The sequence below is a fragment of the Actinoplanes regularis genome (assembly GCF_900188005.1).
GTDB classification, from domain to species: Bacteria; Actinomycetota; Actinomycetes; order Mycobacteriales; family Micromonosporaceae; genus Actinoplanes; species Actinoplanes regularis.
Map to the genome: position 1 here is coordinate 135,235 of NZ_FZNR01000015.1, position 22,667 is coordinate 157,901.

Genomic DNA, 22,667 nt, shown 5'->3' on the forward strand with positions numbered 1-22,667 from the left:
CTGGCTCTGGTCCGGTCCTCCCATGCCGGCCGGGAAACCCTGGCTCTGCTGCGGACCACCCACGCCCGGACCCTGCCCCGGGCCACCAGTGGCCGGACCCTGCCCACGGCCACCCGCACCGGCCCGGAAACCCTGGCTCTGCTCAGGACCACCCATGCCAGCCGGGAAACCCTGGCTCTGCTGCGGACCACCCACGCCCGGACCCTGCCCCGGGCCACCAGTGGCCGGACCCTGCCCACGGCCACCCGCACCGGCCCGGAAACCCTGGCTCTGCTCAGGACCACCCATGCCAGCCCGGAAGCCCTGGCTCTGCTCGGGACCACCCATGCCAGCCCGGAAGCCCTGGCTCTGGTCCGGCCCGCCCATGCCGGCCGGGAAACCCTGGCTCTGCTCAGGACCACCCGCACCCGCCGGGAAACCCTGGCTCTGCTCCGGACCCGGCGCGCGGCGAGGGCCACGGGGCGCGCCGCTCTCACCCCGGCGGCCGGGGCTACCGGCCGCGCGCGCCGCCTGCTCGTTCGCGCCCGGATCGACCTGCGCACCGACCAGGTCCGCGAAGGGCGAATCGGCCGCCGCCGGCCCACCTCCGGCATCACCGGGCCCACGTCGGCCCGGACCCGGTTGTCCGGGCACCGAGACTCCGCCGCCCTGGCTGGGAATCACCGCACCGGTCTGGCCGCCCTCCAGGGCACGCCGGTCGGTGGTGAATCCGTCCTCATCGGGATGCAACTGACCATTGCCGCTGCGCGGGGCAGGACGCTGAATGACTCCGGAGGTGCTCTCCGCCATCGCACCGGCCCGCCCGGGCACCGCCGGGGAACGCTTCCCCTGGCGGCCCGGCACCACGGGCGGCACCACGGCCGCGGCAGCCCGGATCGGCCGCCCGTCACCGGGCCCGACCCGCCGAGGTCCGGGCACCGCGGCACCGGAGACCCCGGGTCCGGCTCCTGGAGTTCCTGGAGCGGCCCCCGGCATGCCGGGTCCAGGCGCTCCGGGTCCACGGACATCGGCCGCCTCGTGCCGACCGCTGCCCTGCTCACGCGGGTCCTGGGCGCCTCTGCCACCCTGCGGGCCGGCCGCGGAGAGGCCGAAGCGGTCCTCCGGCATAGCGTGTGCGCCCGAGGTCGGCCGCGCGGCACCGCCACGCATCCCGGCCGGGCCCGCCATCTGCGGTCCCGGGGCGGAACGTGCCGGTCCGCCGTTGGCCGCGCGGGAACCCGGCCCGGAATGCGCCGAGTCGTCCGGGGCAGCATGCGAGGTCGGCGCACCGGAAACGGGCCGTGGCCCGCGACCCGGGTAGACACCGTCGGGCGCGGTGTGGGAAGTGTGCGCGCCCTCCGCCGGGCGACCGCCATAGGTACCGTCCGGCGCGGCGTGCGAGCCCTCCGGCCGGCCGCCGTAGACACCCTCGGGACCACCGGTCGTCTCACCGCGAGCACGGCGGTTGCGTCCACGGCTGGTCGGCTCGCCAGACTCGGCCGGGAAGCCGTCACCGCCCTGGCGCTGCCGGGAGCGGCGGCCGTCCTCCTCGCCGCCCGGGATCGGGCCTGTCTGGTAAACGCTGGGCGGCACCGGATCGTTCTGGTAGACGCTGGGCGGCACCGTGTCGGCCGGGAATCCGCCGCCTGCGGGCGGGATCGGCCCGGTCTGGTACACGGCGGGCGGGATCGGCCCGGACGGCTGGGCGTCGGTGCGGAACCGGTCACGGGCCGGAGCGGCCGGCGACGTCGGTCGCACTCCGGGGGAAACCGGCCGTACACCGGGAGAAACCGGGCGGGCACTGGGAGCCGCGCCGTTCGGATCCGGCGCCATGGAGCGCGGCCCGGGGATCTCCGGAGCATTGCCGGAACGCGGAACGACAGGCGCGCCAGGACCATCCCGCCGCGCGGACGGCGGCACCGGTGCGGCAGCCCCCTGGCCCGGCGGCACCTGACCCGGCGGCACCTGACCCGGCGCCATCTGACCGGGCGGCATCTGACCGGGCGGCATCTGCTGGCGGCCGGGCATCGGGCCGCCTCGCTGAGCGGGCGGAACCGCCCCGGGCGGCATCTGCCCCTGCGGCGCCGGACCCGGTCGGCCGGCGGGCGGCATCTGACCAGGAACCGGCGCGGGCGGAACCCGCCCGGGCACACCGGGACCTTGACCAGGCGGAACCTGCGCGGCCCTGCCGGGGCCCGAACCCGGCGGAGCCTGTCCGGCCCCCGGGTTGACCGGCACGGCGGACGGTCCCTGGCCGGCATTCGGCCCGGTCCGCCGGACCGGTGGAGCCTGCCCTGGCCCGGCCACGCCGGGAACCGCGGCGGCCGCTCCCGCGGCGGGAGCGCCGCCCGGCACCTGACCGGGACGCTGTCCGGGCGCCGGCGGCCGCTGAGCCGCTGCATCGCCCGGCCGTCCGGTGGCGTACTGACCGGAGGCGGCCTGCCAGCCGGGCTGCGGACCGTCCGCGGGCCGGGCGGCCGGCCCGGCACCGGAGGGCTGCTCGAGATCGAAGCCGCCACCGAAGACCGGCCCGGCGTCATCGGGAGTCTCGTCCGGGCCCGGCGCCATCCGGCCCGACTTGCTCACCCGAGCCTCGCCGGGGCGCGTACCGGGACCGATCGCGCCGGCCTGTTCCTTGGCCGTACGCAGGTCATCGAGCCAGCCGGTCTCCTCGCGCGGAATCTCAGCCGGCTCCACCGGCTGCTCGGCGCGGCCACGCCCGAAGCGGCGGCCCTTCTTGCCGCCGTCGTGTCCAGCGTCGTCGTCGGGCCGTTCGGCACCGCGCGGTGTCACGGCTGTTCCTTCCCGGCGGCGTCGCCGCTCTGGTCTGACCGCTTCTCGTCACTGTCGGCACCCGGTCCGGCAGCCGCCGCACCTGATCCCGTCTCCGTTCCCGCTGGGTTCGTCGCCCCGCCAGGCCCGGCCCCGTCAACGCCGCCACCCGCCGGAACGGGAACAGCCGGCGCGCCGTCACCGTCACCCGCGGAAACGGGGACCGCCGCCGCACCGGCACCACGCTCCGCCGAGACGGAGGCCGCCGAAGCACCCACGTCCTCCACCGAGGCGGAAGCCGCCGGAGCACCCACCGACGCCGGAGCCGCCGACGACTGTGACGCATCCGGGACCGGAGCACCACCCGCCGCGCGGTCCGCACCGCCGGCCGAAGCGGTACGGGACGTCAGCCCTCGCACGATCCGGCGGAGACGCGGCACCCTCTCGCCGACGGCACGCTCGGCCCCGTGCTCGGTCGGCCGATAGTAGTCGGTGCCGACTAGATCGTCGGGGACGTACTGCTGACGGACAACGCCCCGAGGGTCGTCATGCGGGTACCGATAGCCGCGACCGTGACCAAGACCACGCGCGCCGGAGTAGTGCGCGTCACGCAGGTGTATCGGGACCGGGCCGCCGCGGCCGGCCCGGACATCGGCCATCGCCGCGCCGAGCGCCGTGGTGACACTGTTCGACTTGGGGGCGGTGGCCATGTGCACGACCGCCTGTGCCAAATTGAGCTGCGCCTCGGGCAGGCCGATGAGCTGCACCGCCTGGGCCGCCGCGGTCGCCACGACCAGCGCCTGCGGGTCGGCCATCCCGACGTCCTCACTCGCGAAGATCACGATGCGCCGGGCGATGAACCGTGGATCCTCCCCGGCGACCAGCATCCGGGCCAGATAGTGCAGCGCGGCGTCCGGGTCGCTGCCCCGCATGCTCTTGATGAACGCGCTGGTCACGTCGTAGTGCGCGTCGCCGTCCCGGTCGTAGCGGACCGCCGCCACGTCGACGGCCCGCTCGGCGGTGGCCAGGTCGATCCGGGTGGCGCCCTGAGCGATCGCGGAACCGGCGGCGGCTTCCAGGGCGGTGAGCGCTTTACGGACGTCACCGGCGGCAAGACGTACCAGATGATCCTCGGCCTCGGGGGTCAGCATGACCGCGCCGCCCAGCCCACGCTGATCGGAGACCGCGCGGCGGATCAACCCGCGCACGTCGTCCTCCTCGAGCGCCTGCAGGGTCAGCAGCACGCAGCGGGAGAGCAGGGGCGAGATCACTGAAAAGTACGGGTTCTCGGTCGTCGCCGCGAGAAGCGTGACCGTCCGGTCCTCGACCGCGGCGAGCAGCGAGTCCTGCTGGGTCTTGCTGAAGCGGTGCACCTCGTCGATGAAAAGCACGGTCGGCGGACCGCCGGAGCGCCGCTGGCGACGCGCGGTGTCGATCACGGCTCGCACGTCCTTCACCCCGGCGGTCAGCGCGGACATGGCCACGAACTTGCGGTCGGTGGCGTGCGCGACCAGGTGGGCGATGGTGGTCTTGCCGGTGCCCGGCGGGCCCCAGAGGATCACCGACATCGGGCTGGAGCCGGTCACCAGTTGCCGCAGCGGGGCGCCGGGCGCGAGCAGGTGCTGCTGCCCGACGAGCTCGTCCAGACCGGTCGGGCGCATCCGGACGGGAAGCGGTGCGTCGGCCGCCGGAGCGCCGAAGCCCGCGGCCGGAACCACGGTCGACAGGTCCGGCTGCGCGAGAGAGAAAAGCCCGTCCGTTTCCATCGCAACCGACAGTACCGGCCCCTCGAGGCCGATCCGAAATGCGATCGCGGCACCTGTGGACAAGCTCCCGGCCCGCGAACGCACGACTACTCACCGTGCATAAGCGGGCCTGCGGGAGCGTGGAAACTCAGCCGCGTCCGGGGCGACGGCCGTAGAACCGGCGGCCGGTGCCGGTGCCGGTGGCCGAGCCCCTGCCGACACCCGCGAGGTAAAGGGCGAGCAACAGCAGGCCGAGCGAGGCCATGGTGCTGAAGTTGAACAGGTCGGGGGCGCCGAAGTTCGTGTCCAGCAGGTCAGCGAGCAGGTAGACACCGAAGACGACGGCGGCGGCGATAGCGAGCATCAGATTCCTCCGGGGGTGAGAGCCGATGCTGGGCTGGTACCCCCGTCGATGGGTTCCCGAAACTTGGGTTTCACCAGATAGAGCGGCGCGGCCGCGGCCAGCACCACAGCCCCGACGAGCATGGCCACGCTGACACTCACGCTCTGTGCGATCCCGGTCAACACGATCGCGCCGATCGCGAAGCCGGGCTGCCCGACCATGGAGTTGAGTGAGAGCAGACTCGTCCGGTACTCCCCCTCGGCCTGCCGGTGCAGTAGTCCCGCGTGCACCGGGTTGGCCGCGCCGTGCACGGCGTACGTGAGCAGGAATCCGGTGATCACTCCGGCCGGGCCGGCCAGCAGGCCCATCCCGACGATCGTCAGCCCCTGCAGGATTCGCAGCGCGAAGCCGGTCCACGATGCACCGATCCGCCTGATCAGCAGCGGGATCAGCGCCGCCCCCGCCGCCGACGCCGCCCACCCGACCGAACTGACCGGGCCCATCAGGGAAGCCGCCGCCTCCTTGCCGGACACGGCCTCGCTGAGCCGGATCGGCATCAGCTTCTCGAAGGTGACCATGCCGAAGCTCCACAGCAGCTCCACCATGATCAACGCGAACACCACCCGGGACCTGCGAACCAGGCCGAGAGCGGAGCCGATCGCGACCGGCACGCCACGGACCGAGGCGGCCCAGGCCGCCATTCCGCGAGCCGGGCGATCCTCCCGCATCAGCAGCGCCACCGACAGCGTGCTCAGCACGCTCAACCCGAGAGCGACCAGCACCGGTACGGTCAACGCACGCACCGATCCGATCGGGCCGAGCCAGATCAGGCCACCGCTGATCAGTGCACCGGCGGCGATGCCGAGGCTGAGCACGACCGAGCCGCGGCTCAGTCCGGTCTCGATGTCGGCGTCGGGATCCGCGGCCAGGGACCGATCGACATACCAGGAGTCGAGTGGCCCACTGTCCAGAGCCCGATAGACGCCCTGCAGCAGCCAGGCGGCCGCGAAGAGGGCGATCGAGTCGGCGACGCACAACACGGCCAGCGAGACCACATTGATCACGCCGCCCAGCAGCAGCACCGGGCGACGGCCGAGCGCGTCGGCGAGACCACCGGTGGGCAACTCCAGGACGAGGACGGTCACGCCCTGGACGGCGACGATCGCGCCGGCCTGCGCGATGGTCAGCCCCCGGTCAAGCGGAAGCAGGGTGAGCACCGGGATGGTGAAGCCGACCGGGAGCCAGCGGAGCACGATCAGCAGCAGATAGCGGAACCGCGTCTGGCGCATGGAGAGGCTCACGACTCGTTCTCCCCCGCCTCGATGAGGCCGTCGACGAGCGGGAGCGCGGACACATACACCGCGACGAAGCGGGCGTCGGGGGCGGGATCGTCCAGGCCGTCGCGCCGGTACCGCTCGATGACCTCCTCGATCTCACGCATCATGGCGGTCGTCTGCGCCGAGCCCAACTGGACCATGTAGTCGGAGATCTCGGCGGTGTCCTGCCAGACCTCGCTCTCCTCCGGCAGCGCCTGCCGCCAGTTCTGCGCCAGCTCGGCGAAGCGGCTGACCTGCTGCGCCTCCATCCAGTCGACGGCCGCGGTGGCCTCCGGATCACCCTCGTAGAAACTGCGCCGGAAGCCGGACATGTCGTGGGCGGCCCGCCACCAGCGCTGCCGGCCCGATCCGGGACGCTCCTCCTCGATCACCAGGCCGACCTCGGCGAGCTGGCGCAGGTGATAACTGGTCGCACCGGTGTTGGTGCCCAGCTCCGCGGCGAGCTTCGTGGCGGTGGCCGGCCCGGCGAGCCGCAGCTGGCCGAGCAGTCGCAGGCGCAGGGGCTGCGCGAGAGCGCGGATCTGCGCGCCGGTCAGGTGTACGTGACTGAGTTCGTCGGCCATGGATCCACAGTATCTATGCATGGAATCTATGCAAAGTTTTTGTGCATAACTGGCATGCATATGCTTTGACCTGCCGGTTCCTGCCACTTGCATTAAAGGCGAGTTTAAGTTGCAAGCTTGTGAACATGGGAAATGACGTGCTCGACGAAGCGCTGGAACGGCTGCACAGGACCGGGCCGGAGTTCGACGGCTGGCTCTCCAATCACGCGCCGATGGCCACCGAAGCACTGATTCAGAACGGACATTCTGCGGCCGTACACCGATGGATCGATGGCTACCTGGACCGGCTCGAGGAGACGCCTCGCGGGATCTCGCCGATCTCCGCCGAGGAGTGGCGGGAACCGCTCGGGAACGCCTCCCGTGCCGGTGACTGGCTCGCATTCTTCGAGCGGGAGGCGCAATCCGCGCCGTGGCGGGAGGTGCTCGCGGCCTGGTGGCCCCGGCTCCTGCCGGGGATCGCGGCCGGGGCCACGCACGGGGTGATCCGGGTCGGACACGCCGTGCGGGCGCTGCTGGCGGAGGAGACTCCGGCGCGGGTCGCGGAGCTGGGGCAGGGGCTGGCCTACTGGGCGGCGCGGTGGCAGCCTCTCGTTCCGGCCGGGCAGGGGCCGTACCCGAGTTCCGACCCACGGACGGCGCTGGACGCCGTCCCGCGCGTGCCGGATCAGCGCCTCGGCATCCGGCACCGGCTCGCGCAGCTCGCCGACCTTCCGGCTTGGCCGCAGGCGGCCGGCGCGGTTCCCGGCGCCGGCCCGGAACGGGACCGGCTTCGCGGCATCGTCGCGGCCGCGGTGCGCCGGCATCTCACTTACGGGTACGGCAACCCGGTCATGCTGGTGCACGCGGCAACCGCGCCGGCGGCTGTTCTACGCACCCTGCCCGCGCTGCCGCCCGGGCTGGCCGCCCCTTCGCTGGCCGCCGGGTGGGCCGCGGCCGCCGCTGTCTCGGCGGCCTATTCAGCCCCGTATCCGGACCCGGCTGCTCGGTCGGTCCTGCTCGAAATGGGCTCGACGCCGGATCCCGACGAGACCTTCGACCGGGCGGTCGTCTCGGGCGACCCTCACGCCATCAAGTTCGCCGACGCCGCCGTCGAGGCGTGGCGGGTCACCGGCGATCCCGTCCTCCTGCTCGCCGCCAGGCACAACACCGACCTGATCGGCCCCGCCACCTGAACCGCCCCCACGGCTCCATCACCTGAACAGCCCGCGCGGCCTCGTCACCTGAACAGCCCCTCGCAGACTCGTCACCCGACCAGCTTTGTGTGACCCCGCCACCTGACTGCCCGCGGGCCCCGCTTTCGGAGCAGCCCCACCTTTTTAATGGGCATCCGCTAATGCGCTGCGCGCCTTGGATCGGGCCTGTTCCGCGCTGCGCCGCCCGGCGTTCAGGACCAACGGGCCTTCCAGCCGTACGACCGCCTTGGTTTAGATCTTGGCAAGTTGTGGCTGAAACATGGCACAGGTGGCCAAGGTTCCAGGCAGGTTGAACCCAGGCCCCGACTGTCAGTCGGCGAGCTTGAAGAGCAGCACGGTCTCCCATTTGTGCATGTCCGGCTGCTCGGCGGGATTGGTCATCAGGATCTCGAGGCGGGCGTTCCACCGTTCGCCGGTCGGCGTCGGCGTCATGTCCCAGACGAGGCCGTTCCGCTGGCCCCAGTCCAGCAGGCGGGCGGTGATTCCCATCAGCTGGTCCGGATGACCCACGTGAGAGACCGTCGCGTAACGGCCCGCTGGCAGCTTGTCCATGAAGTCAGGCGGTTCCACCAGAACCCGTCCGGCGACCGGGATGCCGGCCTCGACCACCATCTCCGCCGCCATGTCGATCATGCGATAGCGGAAGAACGGCGCGCCGGTGACCTGGATGCCACGCTGCGCGAGGCCGGAGAACATGGTGGGCAGATGATCGGCGACGCGGGCGAACTCGGTCATGGTGATCGATTCCCGGCGACCGACATACAACTGCTCGGCGCACCGGACGATGGTCGGCTCCACGCCGAACAGTCTCACAGGATCGACGCGTCCCCGCATCTCCCCTTGCGCAGTGACGCAATGTCGGCCGAGCCAGCGTCGGCCGCCCCTTAGCGGACCCGATGACCATCAGCCCCGCACGCAGTGACGCAGTAGCCCCGCACGCAGTGACGCAGTAGCCCCGCACGCAGTGACGCAGTAGCCCCGCACGCAGTGACGCAGTAGCCCCGCACGCAGTGACGCAGTAGCCCCGCACGCAGTGACGCAGTAGCCCCGCACGCAGTGACGCAGTAGCCCCGCACGCAGTGACGCAGTAGCCCCGCACGCAGTGACGCCGCGGTCCCTTGCGGGACCGCGGCGTCTTCGTCAGTTCGAGCACTCGGCCGGAGCGGTCTGCCACTCGGCTCGGGTGCAGGACCGGACCAGGCTACCCGTCAGTTCGAGTGCAGGACCGGAACGGCCTGCCCGTCGGTGCCGGGCATGCCGGCGTTCGCCTTCGGCTTGGCGTCGACGCCCGCTTCGAGGCGCTGCTGCGCCGTGATCGGCGTGGGCGCGCCGGTCAGCGGGTCGAAACCGCCGCGGCTCTTCGGGAACGAGATGACCTCACGGATCGAGTCGAAACCGCCGAGCAGCATGCAGGTCCGGTCCCAGCCCAGGGCGATACCGGCGTGCGGCGGCGGGCCGTACTTGAACGCCTCCAGCAGGAAGCCGAACTTGTCCTGCGCCTCCTCCGGCGTGATGCCGAGCAGGTCGAAGACCCGGCTCTGCACGTCGCCGCGGTGGATACGGACGCTGCCGCCGCCGATCTCGTTGCCGTTGCAGACGATGTCGTACGCGTACGCGAGGGCCTTGTCGGGCGCCTCCTCGAAGCGGTCGAGCCACTCGTCGTTCGGCGAGGTGAAGGGGTGGTGGACCGCGGTCCAGCCGCCCTCGTCGGTCTTCTCGAACATCGGGGCGTCGACAACCCAGCAGAACGCCCAGGCGCTCTCGTCGATCAGCTTGGCACGCTTGGCGATCTCGATACGGGCCGCGCCGAGCAGTTCCTGCGCCTCGCGCCGCTCGGTCGAAGCGGCGAAGAAGACCGCGTCGCCCGGCTTGGCACCGACCGCGTCGGCCAGGCCGGACAGGTGCGCGTCCGACAGGTTCTTGGCGACCGGGCCACGCGGGGCGCCGGTCTCCGCGTCGAGCACGACGTAGGCGAGACCACGGGCGCCACGAGCCTTCGCCCAGTCCTGCCAGCCGTCCAGCTCCTTGCGGGTCTGCGAGGCGCCGCCCGGCATGACGACCGCGCCCACGTAGCCACCCGCGTCGATCGCGCCGGCGAACACCCGGAACTCGGTGCCGCGCAGGTAGTCGGTCAGCTCGACCAACTCGACGCCGTAGCGCAGGTCGGGCTTGTCGGAACCGTACCGGTTCATCGCGTCGGTCCAGGTGATCCGCGGGATCGGCAGCGGGATCTCGTGGTCGGCCAGCTCGCTCCAGAGCTTGCTGACGATCTCCTCGCCGAGCGCGATGATGTCGTCCTGGGTCACGAACGACATCTCGATGTCGAGCTGGGTGAACTCCGGCTGCCGGTCGGCACGGAAGTCCTCGTCGCGGTAGCAACGGGCGATCTGGTAGTAGCGCTCCATGCCGGCCACCATCAGCAGCTGCTTGAACAGCTGCGGGGACTGCGGCAGGGCGTACCACGTGCCGGGCTGCAGGCGGACCGGGACCAGGAAGTCGCGCGCACCCTCCGGCGTCGACCGGGTCAGCGTCGGCGTCTCGATCTCGTTGAAGTCGCGGGCGTGCAGCACCTCACGCGCGATCTGGTTGGCGCGGCTGCGCAGGCGCAGCGCCTTCGCCGGGCCGGAGCGGCGCAGGTCCAGGTAGCGGTACTTGAGCCGGATGTCGTCGGACGCGGTGATCGTGTCGTCGATCGGCAGCGGCAGCGGCGCGGCCTCGGAGAGCACGGTCAGCTCGCTGGCCACCACCTCGATCGCGCCGGTGGCGAGATCCGGGTTCTCGTTGCCGGCCGGGCGGGCGTTGACCTCGCCGACCACCTTCACGCAGAACTCGTTGCGCAGCGCGTGCGCGTCCTCCTCGCGGAAGACCACCTGCACCACGCCGGAGCCATCCCGCAGGTCGACGAAGATGACACCGCCGTGGTCGCGCCGGCGGGCCACCCAACCGGCGAGCGTCACCGTAGTGCCGGCGTCAGTCGCACGCAGGCTTCCGGCGTCATGGGTCCTGATCACGGAAATGTCTCCTAACCGAGTTCGCTGGGCGCACCTGACATTCTGTCAGGACCGCCCCGAGCCGCGTGTGACGGGCCGTTTTACGATAATTTCTTCTGCTTCACCCACTCGCACTGATCTTCCGCCGCTCCTGGCTCGCCCTTCCCCGCTTCCGCGCCTTTGCCAGCTCTTGAATTTGTCCGCTTCCTAGCCTCGTCCGCTTCCCGGACCCGGTAGGTCCCGTCCCGGCGGGCTCTTCTCACGCCGGGACGGCGGTCAGCGAAACTCGCGGACGACCTCGATCGTGCCGATGATGTGGTCGTTGAACTCCTCCAACTCCTCGGCCGGCACCCAGAGCTCGAGAATCGTGTCCCCACCGGCCTGGCGCACCGGATACCGAGCCGCGAACGCCGCATCCACCTCGAACCGGGTCACGAATCCGACCCCCGAGGCCGGCACATTCCAATCCCGAGCGATCTTCACCGCATAGTCCTCGTTGAGCACCGGGTAGAAGATCGGCTGGTCCGGCAGCCTCGGCGGCCACCGCCGCCACCCCGAAGCCCGTACCAGGTCGAGCTCTTGCGGTCCGGTCGGCCGCCAGAGCGTGAGTGTCGCTGTCATGCCGCGCAGTCTCCCAAGATCGACTTCTGTCCGTCACGCATTTTCTCCCGCTGCCGACCACGCTCTCGCCTCCACAGGACGAAGCCGGGTCAGAAATAGGTGTGCAGCACATCGACCACACGCCGTTCCTCATCCACCACCGGGATGTCCCGCCACTTGTCGAACGCGGTACACGGATGTGAGATGCCGAATCGGACCAGATCTCCGGGCCCCACCTCGCACCCGTCGGCCACCTCGAGGTACGTGTGGTGATCGTTGAGCCGGGTTACCCGCAGCCCGTCGGCCGACCGGGTCGCCCCGTTCGCGCGCCGGATCCCGAGCGGCACCGGCAACCCCTCGTCGAACGGGGCGTCCCGCTTGCCCATCCCGGCAAGCGCCAGCCCCGGTTCCGGCGCGGACAGCACCTGCGCCCAGATCTCCAACGCCGCGGCCAGCGGACCCTCCCCGGGGACCCGCGCGAACGGCGTCCGCTCCCGGTAGAACCCATCATCGTGGGTGACCGAGGCCCCACTGCGCAGGACGAGGCGTGCCCGTGGGCTCAACCCGCCGAGACGATCGGCGACCCGGTCGAACCACGCGCTGCCACCGGCCGAGACCAGCGGCCGCTCCGGCAGCAACGCGGCTTCGGACAGCCGGTCGACCCCTGCGACCAGCCGGTCCAGGAAGGCGTCCACGCCGGAGCGGTCGGCGAGCTGACCCTCATATCCGGTCACGCCGACGAGCTCGACCCCGGAGGCGGCGACGGCGGCCCTGGCAACCTCTTCCAGTTGGTCGAGCGTGCGAACGCCGGTCCGCCCGCCGGGATGGCCCAGCTCGACCAGGACTCGGGCGTGGCCGGCCGCGGCCGCCGCCCGCACCCCGGCCCCCGAGTCGACCTGGAAGTAGACCTCCCAGCTGGCGGCGCTCTCCGCGGCCAGCCAGCGCAGGGCGGTGGGATCGAGCACCTGGTTGGCGATCAGCACCCGCTCGACGCCGAGCCGCCGCAGCACCAGGGCCTGATTGGCGGTGGCCACCGTCATCCCCCACGCACCGGCCCGCAACTGGGCCTCGATCAGGCCGGGTGCCATGGTCGTCTTGGCGTGCGGGGCGAAGTCGAACCCGTGCCGCCGGCAGTAGGCAGCCATGGTGGCGATGTTCGCCTCCACCGCCGCGTGGCGCACCACCATCAGCGGCCAGGTGAAGCCGCCGTCGAAGATGCTCGGTCGCTCCGCCGCGCTCTGTTCGGCTTTCCATGTCCCGTGCGGAAGCCAGAAGCCCTTGCTCCGCCAGTCGATCGTCATTCCGGCCTCCTTCGATCGATCCTGGTGTTGCCGCCGCTTGCGAGACTGCGCGCATGGTGGAGATCGCCCTGCCGGACACGTTCACGCGTCAGGTCACCGAGAACTGGGGCGCTGCCGGCGCCCGATGGCTCACGGAGCTGCCCGCGATCGCGACCAAGGTGCTCCGGGACTGGGATCTCCGTCTGGAGCGGGCCTATCCGCTGAGTCTCAACTGGGTGACGCGGGTGCGTCGGGCCGACGGGTCCACCGCGGTGCTGAAGATGGGCGTACCAGAATCGGATCACCTGGCGCGAGAGGCGGCCGCGCTGGCGTTCTTCGGCGGGCGCGGCGCGATCTCGGTGCTGGGTCATGACGCCAAGCGCGGCGCGTTGCTGCTCGAGGAGGCCACGCCGGGTGAACGAGCGCGGTCGCTGGTGCCCGGGCGGGACGAGGTCGCCACGGCGGCGCTGCTCGGAGTGATCCGACGCCTGCACCGCCCGGCACCGTCCGGCATCGCGCTCCCGGAACTGGCAACGCGGCGCGAATCCTTCGACGCACACCTGCGCCGCTTCCCCGGCGACGGCCCGGTGCCACGGCACCTGGTCGAAAGGGCGCGGCGTCTGCTCGGCGAGCTGTGCGCGACCGCGACCCAGCGGGTCGTGCTGCACGGCGACCTGCATCACGACAACGTGCTCACCGCCGGCCGAGAGCCGTGGCTGGCGATCGATCCGCACGGCGTGGTGGGCGACCCCGGTTACGAGATCGGGGCCATGCTTTACAACCCTGATCCGATGGATGCCGACGACACCGTGCTGAAGCTGGTGCCGACCCGGATCGAGCAGCTCGCGGACGGGCTCGGTATGCCGATCGAGCGAGTGGTCGCCTGGGGTTTCGTGCAGGCGGTGCTCTCCGAGGTCTGGAACGCCGAAGGTGACGGCGCCGACACCGGGCGGCCGTTGCGACTGGCGCGTCTGCTGTTGCCCCAGCTGCCCTGAGCCGTGCCGGTCACCGCCTGCACCGGCACGACCCGTGACGATCATGTCGGTGCCTGACCGAGGCCGGTCACCGTCTGCACTGTCGCGGTCTGCGGCGATCATGTCGGCACCCGGTCGAGGCCGGCGGTCATCTCCCGCAACTCCGCGAGACGATCATCAAGCGTACGAGGGTTGCCGGGGGCGTCGGGCCGCGCGTCCCACGGTCGAGGCCCGGTCATCGGCCGATAGTTCACCCCGAGGGCGTCCAGCCGTCCCAGGTGGGTCGAAAGCCGTACGGAGAACTCGGTGAAGTCGCGCCCTGCCGGACCCCAGACCGTCTCGGCGAACGCGCAGAGGCGGGGAAACGCCTGGTAGTCGACGCGGCGGGAGGACTCCATGTGCTCGGTCCAGAGGTTCGCCTGCCCACCGAGGACCAGGCCGGCCTCGGGCGGGGTGAGGCCCGGCGGGACGGGGTCGAAGGCGTGGACGTCGGCGAGGGTGAGACGGGTGCCCACCGGAGTCGGCTCGGCCGGGTCGTCGGACTGGCGATAGTCCAGATAGACCGAGGTGTCGGGGCAGGACACGACGGGGTGCCCGGCCCGGGCAGCGTGAACCGCGGGCCCGGTGCCCCGCCAGGCGGCGATCACCGCTCCGGGCGGCGCCCCACCCAGCAGAATCTCGTCCCAGCCGAACACGCGCCGGCCGCGCCCGGCGAGATGCTCGGCCATTCGCGCGGTGAACCAGGACTGCAAGCGCTCGGGTCCGGCCAGGCCCTCCGCCTGGATACGGGCCCGGGCGACCGGACTGTCACGCCACTCATCGACCGGGCACTCGTCGCCGCCGATCCCGATCAGCCCGCTCGGGAACAGGTCGCAGACGTGGTCGAGGACGGCGCGGCAGAAGTCGAGCGCTTCCGGGCCCAGATTGAGCACGTGCGGGGAGATGCCCCAGGCGGTGCGGACCGGGCCGGAGTAGCCGTTGCCGAGCTCCGGGTAGGCCGCGATGGCGGCCTGCATGTGCCCCGGCATGTCGACCTCGGGCACGACGGTGATCTGGCGCGCCGCGGCATGGGCCACGATCTCCCGCAGATCGTCACTGGAGTAGAAACCGCCGTGCGGCCGGCCGTCGTGGCGCTCATGTTGCCGGGAGCCCAGCATCGTGGCCGGGCGCCAGCCACCGACCGACGTGAGCCGGGGCCGGCCCGGCACCTCGAGACGCCAGCCCTGGTCGTCGGTGAGGTGCAGGTGCAGCATGTTGATCTTGTGGAACGCGATCAGGTCGATCAGGCGCAGCACGTCCGCGACCGGCATGAAGTGTCGCGCGACATCGAGCATCACCCCTCGCCAGGCGAATCGGGGCGCGTCCTCGATCCGACCGCCGGGCAGCGTCCACGGGCCGCGGGAGAGCTGTGCACGGCGTAGCGTGACCGGGGGCAGCAGCTGTCGCAGGGTCTGCGCGCCGTAGAAGACACCGGCTGCGGAGCCACCTCGGATGTCGACGCCGGTGGGACGGATGTCCAGCTCATAGCCCTCGGCCGGCAGTCCCGGATCAAATTGCAGGCGGACGCCGCCGGGCCCGGGCGGCAACTGACAGCCGGTCGCCGGGCCGAGCACACCACGAAGCCAGACGGCCACGCCGGTCAGCTCTGGAGCGGCGTCGAGCGGCGTCGTGGTGTCGAGTTGGAAGTCGCCCTCGGCCGGAACGGCCAGGAGAGGTCGCGGAACAAGGTTCGTAAGTGGCTCGCTCATGTCGCCTCCTTGACCTGCCTGGCGTTTTCCTGCACGCTACTACGAGCCACATACGAACCACCAGAGGAGGCGAGATGGTCATCGGGATCGTGGTCCACTCCGGTCAGCGGGGCTGTTTCGCCGAGGCGGCACGCACGCTGACCGGCGTCTCCTTCGCGTGGGCGGTCTACGAGCGGGAGGCGGAGATCCGCGACCGGGTCGGCGATCTGCTGGCCACTGGCACGCTGGACGGTCTGCTGCTCGGGCCGGTTCCCCACGCGCGGGCACGCGACCTGCTGCCGCCCGGCCTGCCCGTCGTGATCACCCGCTCCGCCGCGCTCGACCTGGCGCTGGCCTGGGCCCGCGCCCGGGGCAACGGCTGGCCGGCCACTCCGGTCAGCATCGACACCTTCCCCGACGAGACGGTCACCGAGGTGGCGGCCGCGCTCGGCCTCGACCGTGCCGCGATCGCCACCCTCCCGTTCCGGCCCGAGCAACCGGTCGGCGAGGTGGTGGAGTTCCACCGGGAGCATCTGGAACGCACCGGCGCGACCTACGTGATCACCGTGCGCACCGAGGTGGCCGCCGCGCTGGACGGGCGGACCGCCGTGTTACCGGCGATGGCCACGCCCGGCACGATCCGCGCCGACCTGCACGACCTGGTCTCGCGGGTGCGCAGCCAGCAGGCCGATGAGCAGCGATTCGCCGCCGCGGTCTTCCGCGCCCCCGAGCCGGGCGCCCGCGAGGCCCTGCGGCAGGCGCTGTCCGAGCTGCCCGAGTTGGCCGACGCCTGGATCGACGAGCACGGGCCACGCGGGGTGATCGCCTTCGCACCGGCGGGTGTCTTCGAGACGTTGACCCAGCACTGGGTCAGCCTGCCCCTCGGCGAGATGAGCGGCTTCCACGGCACCCGGTCCCCCGCAGCGAACAGCGCTGCATCCGGTAGGCCACCAAGCCCGGAGGAGACAGGCACGACGACCGCTGAGTCACCGAGCCCAGCTGTGGACGGCACAAGGGCCGCCGGGTCAAGTCCGGCTGTGGACGAAACGACGGTCGCTGAGCCGCCGAACCTGGCGGAGGGTGGCGCGGCCTTCAGGGACGAGGCGGGCCTGGCAGATCAGCGGGCGACGGCCGATGGGGCGGCAGGCCCGGGCACACCGCGGGGCCGCGGCCCGGCGGCGGGCTTCGGCATCGGAGCCTCCGCGCGCAGCAGCGTGGCGTTGGCCGAGCAGGCCGCGGATCGCGCCGAACGGGACGGCTCCACGATCGGCTACCTGATCACCGAGGACGGCATGATGATCGGGCCGATCGGGGCAGCCGGGCCACCGCTGGCCTACACCTACCGGGAGCACGGCGGCCTCGAGGAACTGGCTGTCCGCGCTGGGCTAAGTGCCGCCACGATGTCCCGGCTCGCCGCGCTGGAGCGTTCGCTGGCCGGGCGCCCGATCAGCCCCGGGGAGTTGGCACGGGCGCTCGGGATCACCGATCCGAGCGGGCGCCGGCTGATCCGGAAGCTCGGCGAAGCCGGGCTGGTGGCCGCCGACGGCAGCGCTCAACCGCACCACAAGGGCCGCCCCACCCGGCTCTACCGGTTGGCGATCCGGGCCGCACTTGCACCGGGTGGTGACCGGTGACCTTCGACCTGCTCCTGACCGGCGGCACATTACTGACCGGCGGGGCTGCCGGACGCGAGCCACTGACCGGCGGAACGGTCCAACCTGGGCCGCTGACCGGCGGGGTGGTCGGGGATGTGGGAATCCGCGACGGGCGGATCGCGGCCATCGGGCCGAATCTGCCCCGCCTCGCGCGACAGGTGATCGACGCCGCCGGGCGGCTGGTCACCCCGGGGCTGATCGATCTGCACACGCATGTCGGTACGGGTTACTGGGGCATCGATCCGGATCCGGTGGCCTGGCACTCCGGAGTGACCACCTGGGTGGACGCCGGTTCGGCCGGGGCGTACACACTGGACGGCCTGCGCCGGGTCGCCGCCACGGCCACCGTCCGGGTGCCGGCGCTGCTGAACATCTCCGCCGTCGGCCTGGCCGGGCGCACCGGGGAGAGCCGGGACCTGGCCAACTGCGACGTCGCGCTGGCGATCGACACCGTTCAGGCGAACCGCGAGCTGATCCGCGGCATCAAGGTCCGCATCGACCGGGAGACGGTGGGAGACAACGGCATCGAGCCACTACGCCGCGGCCTGGCAGCGGCGGAGGCCTGCGGGGTGCCGGTGATGGTCCACATCGGGACTGCTCCACCGCGGCTCGACGAGGTGTTCGGGCTGCTGCGGCCCGGCGACATCGTGACTCACTGCGCGAGCGGGATCGCCGCCCCGCTCGGCCCGGCGGTGCACGCCGCGGCCGGGCGCGGTGTGCTGCTGGATCTCGGGCACGGTTCCGGCGGCTTCGCCTTCGACGTGCTGGAGGCACAGCTGGACGCGGGGCTCCGGCCACACACGATCTCGACCGACCTGCACTCCCGGTCGCTGCACGGGCCAGTCTTCGACCTGCCGACCACGATGGCCAAGCTACTGGCAGTCGGCGTCGCGCTCTCCGAGGTGATCGCGGCGGTCACCGCGCGGCCGGCCCGGGCGCTGGGCCTGCCCGGCGGGACGCTCACCGTCGGCGCTCCTGCCGACCTCGCGGTTTTCGAGGTACGAGCGGAGGAGTTCCCGGTCGCCGACGCGCACCGGACGATCCGGGTATCGCCGGTTCGACTGGTCAATGAGGCGACTTACGTGGCGGGCCGGCCGCTCACCCCGCGGCTGCCCGCCCCGCCGGCGCCGTGGGTCCCGCTCACCGACGCGCAGCGCACCGCCCTGGACCGCCGCGCGCACCACATCCGTGACCTGCTCGCCACGCCCCTGGTGGGAGTGGACGGGCTGGCCGAACAGTTCCCGCGAAACCGACCGAGGAGTTCCTGATGCCGAAACGAGCTGTCATCACCGACAAGGCGGCGCCCGCCGGTGGGCCGTACTCGCATGCGGTCGTGGCCGGCGACACCATCTACCTGGCCGGCGCCGTGCCCGCCCGGCCGGATGGCACCTGGGTGACCGGTAGCTTCGCCGAGCAGGCGCACGCCGCGTTTCAGAATCTCGCCGCGGTCGCCGAGGCGGCCGGGGCCAGCCTGGACGATGCCGTCCGGGTCGGCGTCTACCTGCGGGACTTCGAGGACTTCGCCGAGCTGAACGAGATCTACCGGCAGTACATCAAGGGCGAGCATTTGCCGGTACGGACGACCCTGCCGGTGCCGCTGGTCGGTTTCGACATCGAGATCGACGCCGTCCTCTACGTCGGGGAGTGATGCTGAGCCTCGTGTCGTGTCGTGTCGTGTCGTGACGTGCGCCAGCCAGCCGGGCCTGGCCGGCTCGAATGTTGCTGCCCGACCCGGGCGAGGTAGGGAATACGCGAGCCAGCGCCGGCATCGGGCCTCCCGGGCAAGGGCGGCGCGGAGCATGCGAGCCAGCACACCGACATCGGGCCTCCCGGGCGAGAGCGGCACGCAGCACGCGAGCCAGCACACCGACATCGGGCCTCCCGGGCAAGAGCGGCACGCAGCACGCACGCGGGGAGGAGGTCGGCTGGGGCGGTGGGGTGGACGTGCACGGCCCACGTCGGGGAGCGCGGGCGGGATAGCCGACGGCACTCCTGGGTAGAGGAACACCTATGCCCAGACCCGGAGAGTTGCTCGGCGGACGGTATCTGCTGGACGACCGGATCGCTGCAGGTGGCATGGGTCAGGTCTGGGCGGCCATCGATACCGTGCTCGACCGGCCGGTCGCGGTGAAAACGCTGCTGGGTGGTCGTGATTCCGACCCCGGCTTCCTGAACCGGTTCCGGCATGAGGCGCAGACCATGGCGGCGCTACGGCATCCGGGTGTGGTCGCGGTGTACGACTTCGGGGACACCGAGGACGGCGCCTACCTGGTCATGGCGCGGGTTGGCGGACAACCGCTGAACCGTATCCTCGCCGATCGTGGTCGGCTCCCGGCTGCGGAGACGATGTCGATCGTGGCCCAGGCTGGGTGGGCGTTGCAGGCCGCGCATGAGGCGGGGATCGTGCACCGGGACGTGAAGCCCGGCAATCTGATCATCGAACCGGACGGGACGGTGGTGCTGGTCGACTTCGGAGTGGCGCGTTCAGCCAACTCGGTCACTCTGACCGGAGCACGCGAGGTGGTGGGCACGGCGCTCTACATCGCGCCCGAGCAGGTGTCGAAACGGGCCACGGGGCCGGCGGCGGACGTCTACGCGCTCGGCGCGCTGGCGTATCACTGCATCACCGGACGGCCGCCGTTCGTCGGGGACAACCCGCTGGCGGTCGCCCTTCAACACATCACGGACGAGCCTTCGCCGCTCTCCGGGGACGTGCCCCAGCCGGTCCGCGACCTGATCGGCACCGCTCTGGCGAAGCAGCCGGATGAGCGCTTCCCGTCCGCTGCCGCGATGGCCACGGCCGCGGAAGCCGCCGCTGCGGAGAGCGTCGCCCTCCCGGGCGGTACGGCGGCGGAGACGGAGCCGGAGAGCGAGGATCGGGACGCGGTTACCCGGGTGATGCCGGTCGGGGCAGTCGCGGGATTCGCAGGGCGAGCGATGGTAGGAAGGCCTCGGTTCGGGGTCCCTCTGCCTACCGGTCCGGCCCGGGACGGCAACACCAATGCGGACGAAAGCCTCGCTGCGCTCAACGCGACCGGCGACAACGCGGCCGTGGCATCGGCCGCCGAGGCGGGAGCATGGCCCGAAGCAGCAACCGCGACGGAAGCAGCACGGCCGGAAGCGGCAACCGCGACGAGAGCAACGGGACCAGAAGCGGCAACCGCGACGGGAACAACGGGACCAGAAGCGGCAACCGCGACGAGAGCAACAAGACCGGAAGCCGCAACCGGAGCGGGAGCGACAGGATCGGCAGCAGCAGCCGCGACGAGAACAACAGGGCCGGGAGCCGGAGCGGCGCCAGGACCAACATCGGTGAACTGGACGGCGTCAGAAGTGGCCTCCGGTGTGAACGTCGCGCCGCGCAGACGGGCCCTGGTCGCCGTTGCGGCGGCCGTCCTGGTCCTGCTCGGGCTGGGTGCGACGATCGCGCTTGCGGATCCGTTCGGGCTGTTCGGTGACAAGCCTGCGGGCAGCAATCCATCCGGGACCGGGAAACCTTCTGCTTCCGTCTCGGCCCGTCCGACCCCGAAGGGGACGAACCGGGGTGACAACACCGGCGGGCCACGTCGGTCCCGGCCGACAAGTGCGCCGACCGGCGACAAGACGAAGACGACCGGGCCCGCGCAGCCGACCGGGGCGGAGACGACCAGCACCGAGACGACGACCCCGACCCGGGAGCCGACCACGGCGGTCCCGACCCAGACCTCCAGCGACGACGACAACGGCGGAGACGACGACAGCGGCGGTGAGACCGACAACAGCGGCTCGGGCAACGGAAACAACGGATCGGGCAAGTACGAGGGCTGACCTCCAGCGACCGGTAGATTCCGGCCTTCTCCCGGCGGCCAGCGGAAGCGGCGACCGGTGGAGTGCGGAGAGCGGCCGGGAGCGGCAAACGGCCGGGAGCGGGCAGGCGACCGGGAGCGGGCAGGCGACCGGGAGCGGGCAGGCGACCGGGAGCGTAAAGCAGAGACCGGCGTTCTATCGCTGACCGATGAGACCGGCGGCTGGAGGAAGCGGCGTCACCGAAGAGCATCTAGATCGATAGGCGTTGATGCTGCCGGTAGGCTGAGTTCATGCCCGCGCCCGGTGAGTCGCTGAATGGGCGATACCGGCTGGACGATCGCATCGCGGCCGGCGGGATGGGTGAGGTGTGGCGGGCCACGGACACGGTGCTGGGGCGGCCGGTCGCGGTGAAGATGCTGCTGGTCGAGCGGGCCGGTGAACCCGGTTTTCGTCAGCGCTTCGAGCATGAGGCCCGGTCGATGGCCGCGCTGCGGCATCCGGGGGTGGCCGCGGTCCACGACTACGGCACTCTCGGTTCCGGCGCCTACCTGGTGATGGCGCGGATCGACGGACAGCCGCTGGACCGCCGGATCGCCGAGTACGGGCGCCTCTCCCCCGGCGAGACGATGGCGCTGGTGGCGCAGGTGGCCGGGGCGTTGCACGCGGTGCACCGGGCGGGGATCGTGCACCGGGACGTCACACCCGGGAACATGATCATCGAACCGGACGGGCACGTGGTCCTGGTCGACTTCGGAGTGGCCCGCTCGGCGCTGTCGGTCACGCTGACCGGGGCGCGGAACGTGATCGGCACAGCAAGCTACATGGCGCCGGAGCAGGTGGCCAAGCAGATCGTCGGTCCGGCCGCCGACCTGTATGCCCTCGGCGCGGTCGCCTATCACTGCCTGACCGGCCGGCCCCCGTTCGAGGGCGACGCGATCTCCGTCGCGTTGCGGCACGTCTCGGCGAAGCCGGAGCCGCTCCCCACCAGCCTGCCGTTCCCGGTCCGCGCGCTGGTCGCCCAGGCGCTGGCCAAGGATCCGGCGCACCGGCACCCGTCGGCGGCGGCGATGGCCGCGGCCGCCGCCTCGGCGATCGACGGCGCGCCCGCTCACCTGCTCGCGACCGAGCCCGAGACGGTACCCCTGTCAGTGTCGCCAACCGCTGAAGACAGCACCGAGAACGACACGGTGCCTCTGTCACTGCCAACCAGCAAAGACAGCACCGACAACGACACAATGCCCCTGTCACTGCCAACCAGCAAAGACAGCACCGACAACGACACGGTGCCCCTGTCACTGCCGGCCGATAAAGGCACCACCGACAACGACCTACGGCCCCTATCGCTCCCGACCGATGAAGACGACATCGGGAACGACACGGTGCCCCTGTCACTGCTGGCCGGTAAAGGCACCAACGACAACGACCTACGACCCCTATCGCTCCCGAACGATGAAGACGACATCGGGAACGACACGGTGCCCTTGTCGCCGCCGGCGGCCGCAGAACCCATAACGGCCCGGAGCCCATCGGGTACGCGGCTCTGGCTACCAATCCTCGTCGTACTCCTGGCCGCCCTGTGGGGCGCGACCGCCGTCGCCCTGGTCTCTTCCCCGCTCGGCCGGCAGGACACACCGGCGGCGACCACCCCGTCGTCCGCTCCCGCAAGTCCGAGCGACCCACCGTCAAACGGTCCGTGAGCCGGCAACCTCCCGGTCCGCATGGA

16 protein-coding genes are annotated in these 22,667 nt (G+C 71.6%); 7 read left to right on the top strand and 9 right to left on the bottom strand.

Annotation, left to right across the window (positions count from 1 at the left end; genetic code table 11):
* Positions 1–2,768 precede the first annotated feature (2,768 nt).
* The 4 genes from CHC09_RS31355 to CHC09_RS31370 form a co-directional block, all read right to left on the bottom strand.
* A complete protein-coding gene (locus CHC09_RS31355) occupies positions 2,769–4,517 on the bottom strand; it encodes a replication-associated recombination protein A (protein ID WP_089296857.1) in 1,749 nt (582 codons plus the stop codon).
* Between the two features lie 127 nt (positions 4,518–4,644).
* Positions 4,645–4,860, bottom strand: a complete 216-nt coding sequence (locus tag CHC09_RS31360) for a hypothetical protein (protein WP_089296858.1) — start codon at positions 4,858–4,860, stop codon at positions 4,645–4,647.
* Positions 4,860–6,140, bottom strand: a complete 1,281-nt coding sequence (locus CHC09_RS31365) for an MFS transporter (protein WP_089296859.1) — start codon at positions 6,138–6,140, stop codon at positions 4,860–4,862. The genes CHC09_RS31360 and CHC09_RS31365 overlap by 1 nt, the downstream gene beginning before the upstream one ends.
* Positions 6,137–6,739: a winged helix-turn-helix domain-containing protein gene (locus CHC09_RS31370; RefSeq protein ID WP_089296860.1), complete on the bottom strand. Its 603-nt coding sequence runs from the start codon at positions 6,737–6,739 to the stop codon at positions 6,137–6,139. The genes CHC09_RS31365 and CHC09_RS31370 overlap by 4 nt, the downstream gene beginning before the upstream one ends.
* Positions 6,740–6,864: 125 nt before the next feature.
* Here CHC09_RS31370 and CHC09_RS31375 point away from each other — a divergent pair, with 125 nt between their 5' ends.
* Entirely contained in the window at positions 6,865–7,911 is a 1,047-nt protein-coding gene (locus tag CHC09_RS31375) for a questin oxidase family protein (RefSeq protein WP_089296943.1), read from the top strand.
* 330 nt (positions 7,912–8,241) lie between these two features.
* Here CHC09_RS31375 and CHC09_RS31380 read toward each other — a convergent pair whose 3' ends face one another.
* The 4 genes from CHC09_RS31380 to CHC09_RS31395 form a co-directional block, all read right to left on the bottom strand.
* Complete coding sequence (locus CHC09_RS31380) at positions 8,242–8,730, bottom strand: GyrI-like domain-containing protein (protein WP_239138593.1); 489 nt, start codon at positions 8,728–8,730, stop codon at positions 8,242–8,244.
* Positions 8,731–9,140: 410 nt separating this feature from the next.
* A complete protein-coding gene (gene aspS, locus CHC09_RS31385; RefSeq protein WP_089296862.1) occupies positions 9,141–10,943 on the bottom strand; it encodes an aspartate--tRNA ligase in 1,803 nt (600 codons plus the stop codon).
* Between the two features lie 255 nt (positions 10,944–11,198).
* On the bottom strand, positions 11,199–11,543 hold the full coding sequence (locus CHC09_RS31390; protein ID WP_089296863.1) for a hypothetical protein: 345 nt from the start codon (positions 11,541–11,543) through the stop codon (positions 11,199–11,201).
* Positions 11,544–11,632: 89 nt separating this feature from the next.
* Positions 11,633–12,823, bottom strand: coding sequence for an alanine racemase (locus CHC09_RS31395; RefSeq protein WP_089296864.1), 1,191 nt, complete (start codon positions 12,821–12,823; stop codon positions 11,633–11,635).
* Between the two features lie 53 nt (positions 12,824–12,876).
* Between CHC09_RS31395 and CHC09_RS31400 the strand changes: the two genes are divergently transcribed.
* Complete coding sequence (locus tag CHC09_RS31400; protein WP_179277358.1) at positions 12,877–13,797, top strand: aminoglycoside phosphotransferase family protein; 921 nt, start codon at positions 12,877–12,879, stop codon at positions 13,795–13,797.
* 98 nt (positions 13,798–13,895) lie between these two features.
* On the opposite strand, the gene CHC09_RS31405 is transcribed toward CHC09_RS31400, so the two are convergent.
* The gene (locus CHC09_RS31405) at positions 13,896–15,524 is read right to left on the bottom strand and encodes a beta-N-acetylhexosaminidase (RefSeq protein ID WP_089296866.1); all 1,629 of its coding nucleotides are present in this window, start codon (positions 15,522–15,524) and stop codon (positions 13,896–13,898) included.
* Between the two features lie 74 nt (positions 15,525–15,598).
* On the opposite strand from CHC09_RS31405, the gene CHC09_RS47960 reads away from it, so the two are divergent.
* The 5 genes from CHC09_RS47960 to CHC09_RS31435 all read left to right on the top strand — a co-directional run bounded on the left by CHC09_RS47960 (position 15,599) and on the right by CHC09_RS31435 (position 22,641).
* Positions 15,599–17,137, top strand: coding sequence for a helix-turn-helix domain-containing protein (locus CHC09_RS47960; RefSeq protein WP_239138590.1), 1,539 nt, complete (start codon positions 15,599–15,601; stop codon positions 17,135–17,137).
* Positions 17,134–18,426 (top strand): amidohydrolase family protein, encoded by a 1,293-nt coding sequence (locus CHC09_RS31420; protein ID WP_239138589.1) that lies wholly within the window; start codon positions 17,134–17,136, stop codon positions 18,424–18,426. Before CHC09_RS47960 ends, CHC09_RS31420 begins: the two co-directional genes overlap by 4 nt.
* Positions 18,426–18,806: a RidA family protein gene (locus CHC09_RS31425; protein ID WP_089296867.1), complete on the top strand. Its 381-nt coding sequence runs from the start codon at positions 18,426–18,428 to the stop codon at positions 18,804–18,806. The genes CHC09_RS31420 and CHC09_RS31425 overlap by 1 nt, the downstream gene beginning before the upstream one ends.
* A gap of 362 nt (positions 18,807–19,168) precedes the next feature.
* On the top strand, positions 19,169–20,965 hold the full coding sequence (locus CHC09_RS31430) for a serine/threonine-protein kinase (protein ID WP_089296868.1): 1,797 nt from the start codon (positions 19,169–19,171) through the stop codon (positions 20,963–20,965).
* 269 nt (positions 20,966–21,234) lie between these two features.
* Positions 21,235–22,641 carry a serine/threonine-protein kinase gene (locus CHC09_RS31435; protein WP_089296869.1) on the top strand — a complete coding sequence of 469 codons (1,407 nt, stop codon included), beginning with the start codon at positions 21,235–21,237 and terminating at the stop codon, positions 22,639–22,641.
* The last annotated feature ends 26 nt before the right edge of the window (positions 22,642–22,667 follow it).

Excerpts from the sequence above, each read along its gene's own strand:
- CHC09_RS31355 (WP_089296857.1), bottom strand. The coding sequence starts at position 4,517 with ATGGAAACGGACGGGCTTTTCTCTCTCGCGCAGCCGGACCTGTCGACC.
- CHC09_RS31360 (WP_089296858.1), bottom strand. The coding sequence starts at position 4,860 with ATGCTCGCTATCGCCGCCGCCGTCGTCTTCGGTGTCTACCTGCTCGCT.
- CHC09_RS31370 (WP_089296860.1), bottom strand. The coding sequence starts at position 6,739 with ATGGCCGACGAACTCAGTCACGTACACCTGACCGGCGCGCAGATCCGC.
- CHC09_RS31375 (WP_089296943.1), top strand. The coding sequence starts at position 6,865 with ATGGGAAATGACGTGCTCGACGAAGCGCTGGAACGGCTGCACAGGACC.
- CHC09_RS31390 (WP_089296863.1), bottom strand. The coding sequence starts at position 11,543 with ATGACAGCGACACTCACGCTCTGGCGGCCGACCGGACCGCAAGAGCTC.
- CHC09_RS31395 (WP_089296864.1), bottom strand. The coding sequence starts at position 12,823 with ATGACGATCGACTGGCGGAGCAAGGGCTTCTGGCTTCCGCACGGGACA.
- CHC09_RS31400 (WP_179277358.1), top strand. The coding sequence starts at position 12,877 with ATGGTGGAGATCGCCCTGCCGGACACGTTCACGCGTCAGGTCACCGAG.
- CHC09_RS31405 (WP_089296866.1), bottom strand. The coding sequence starts at position 15,524 with ATGAGCGAGCCACTTACGAACCTTGTTCCGCGACCTCTCCTGGCCGTT.
- CHC09_RS47960 (WP_239138590.1), top strand. The coding sequence starts at position 15,599 with ATGGTCATCGGGATCGTGGTCCACTCCGGTCAGCGGGGCTGTTTCGCC.
- CHC09_RS31425 (WP_089296867.1), top strand. The coding sequence starts at position 18,426 with ATGCCGAAACGAGCTGTCATCACCGACAAGGCGGCGCCCGCCGGTGGG.
- CHC09_RS31430 (WP_089296868.1), top strand. The coding sequence starts at position 19,169 with ATGCCCAGACCCGGAGAGTTGCTCGGCGGACGGTATCTGCTGGACGAC.
- CHC09_RS31435 (WP_089296869.1), top strand. The coding sequence starts at position 21,235 with ATGCCCGCGCCCGGTGAGTCGCTGAATGGGCGATACCGGCTGGACGAT.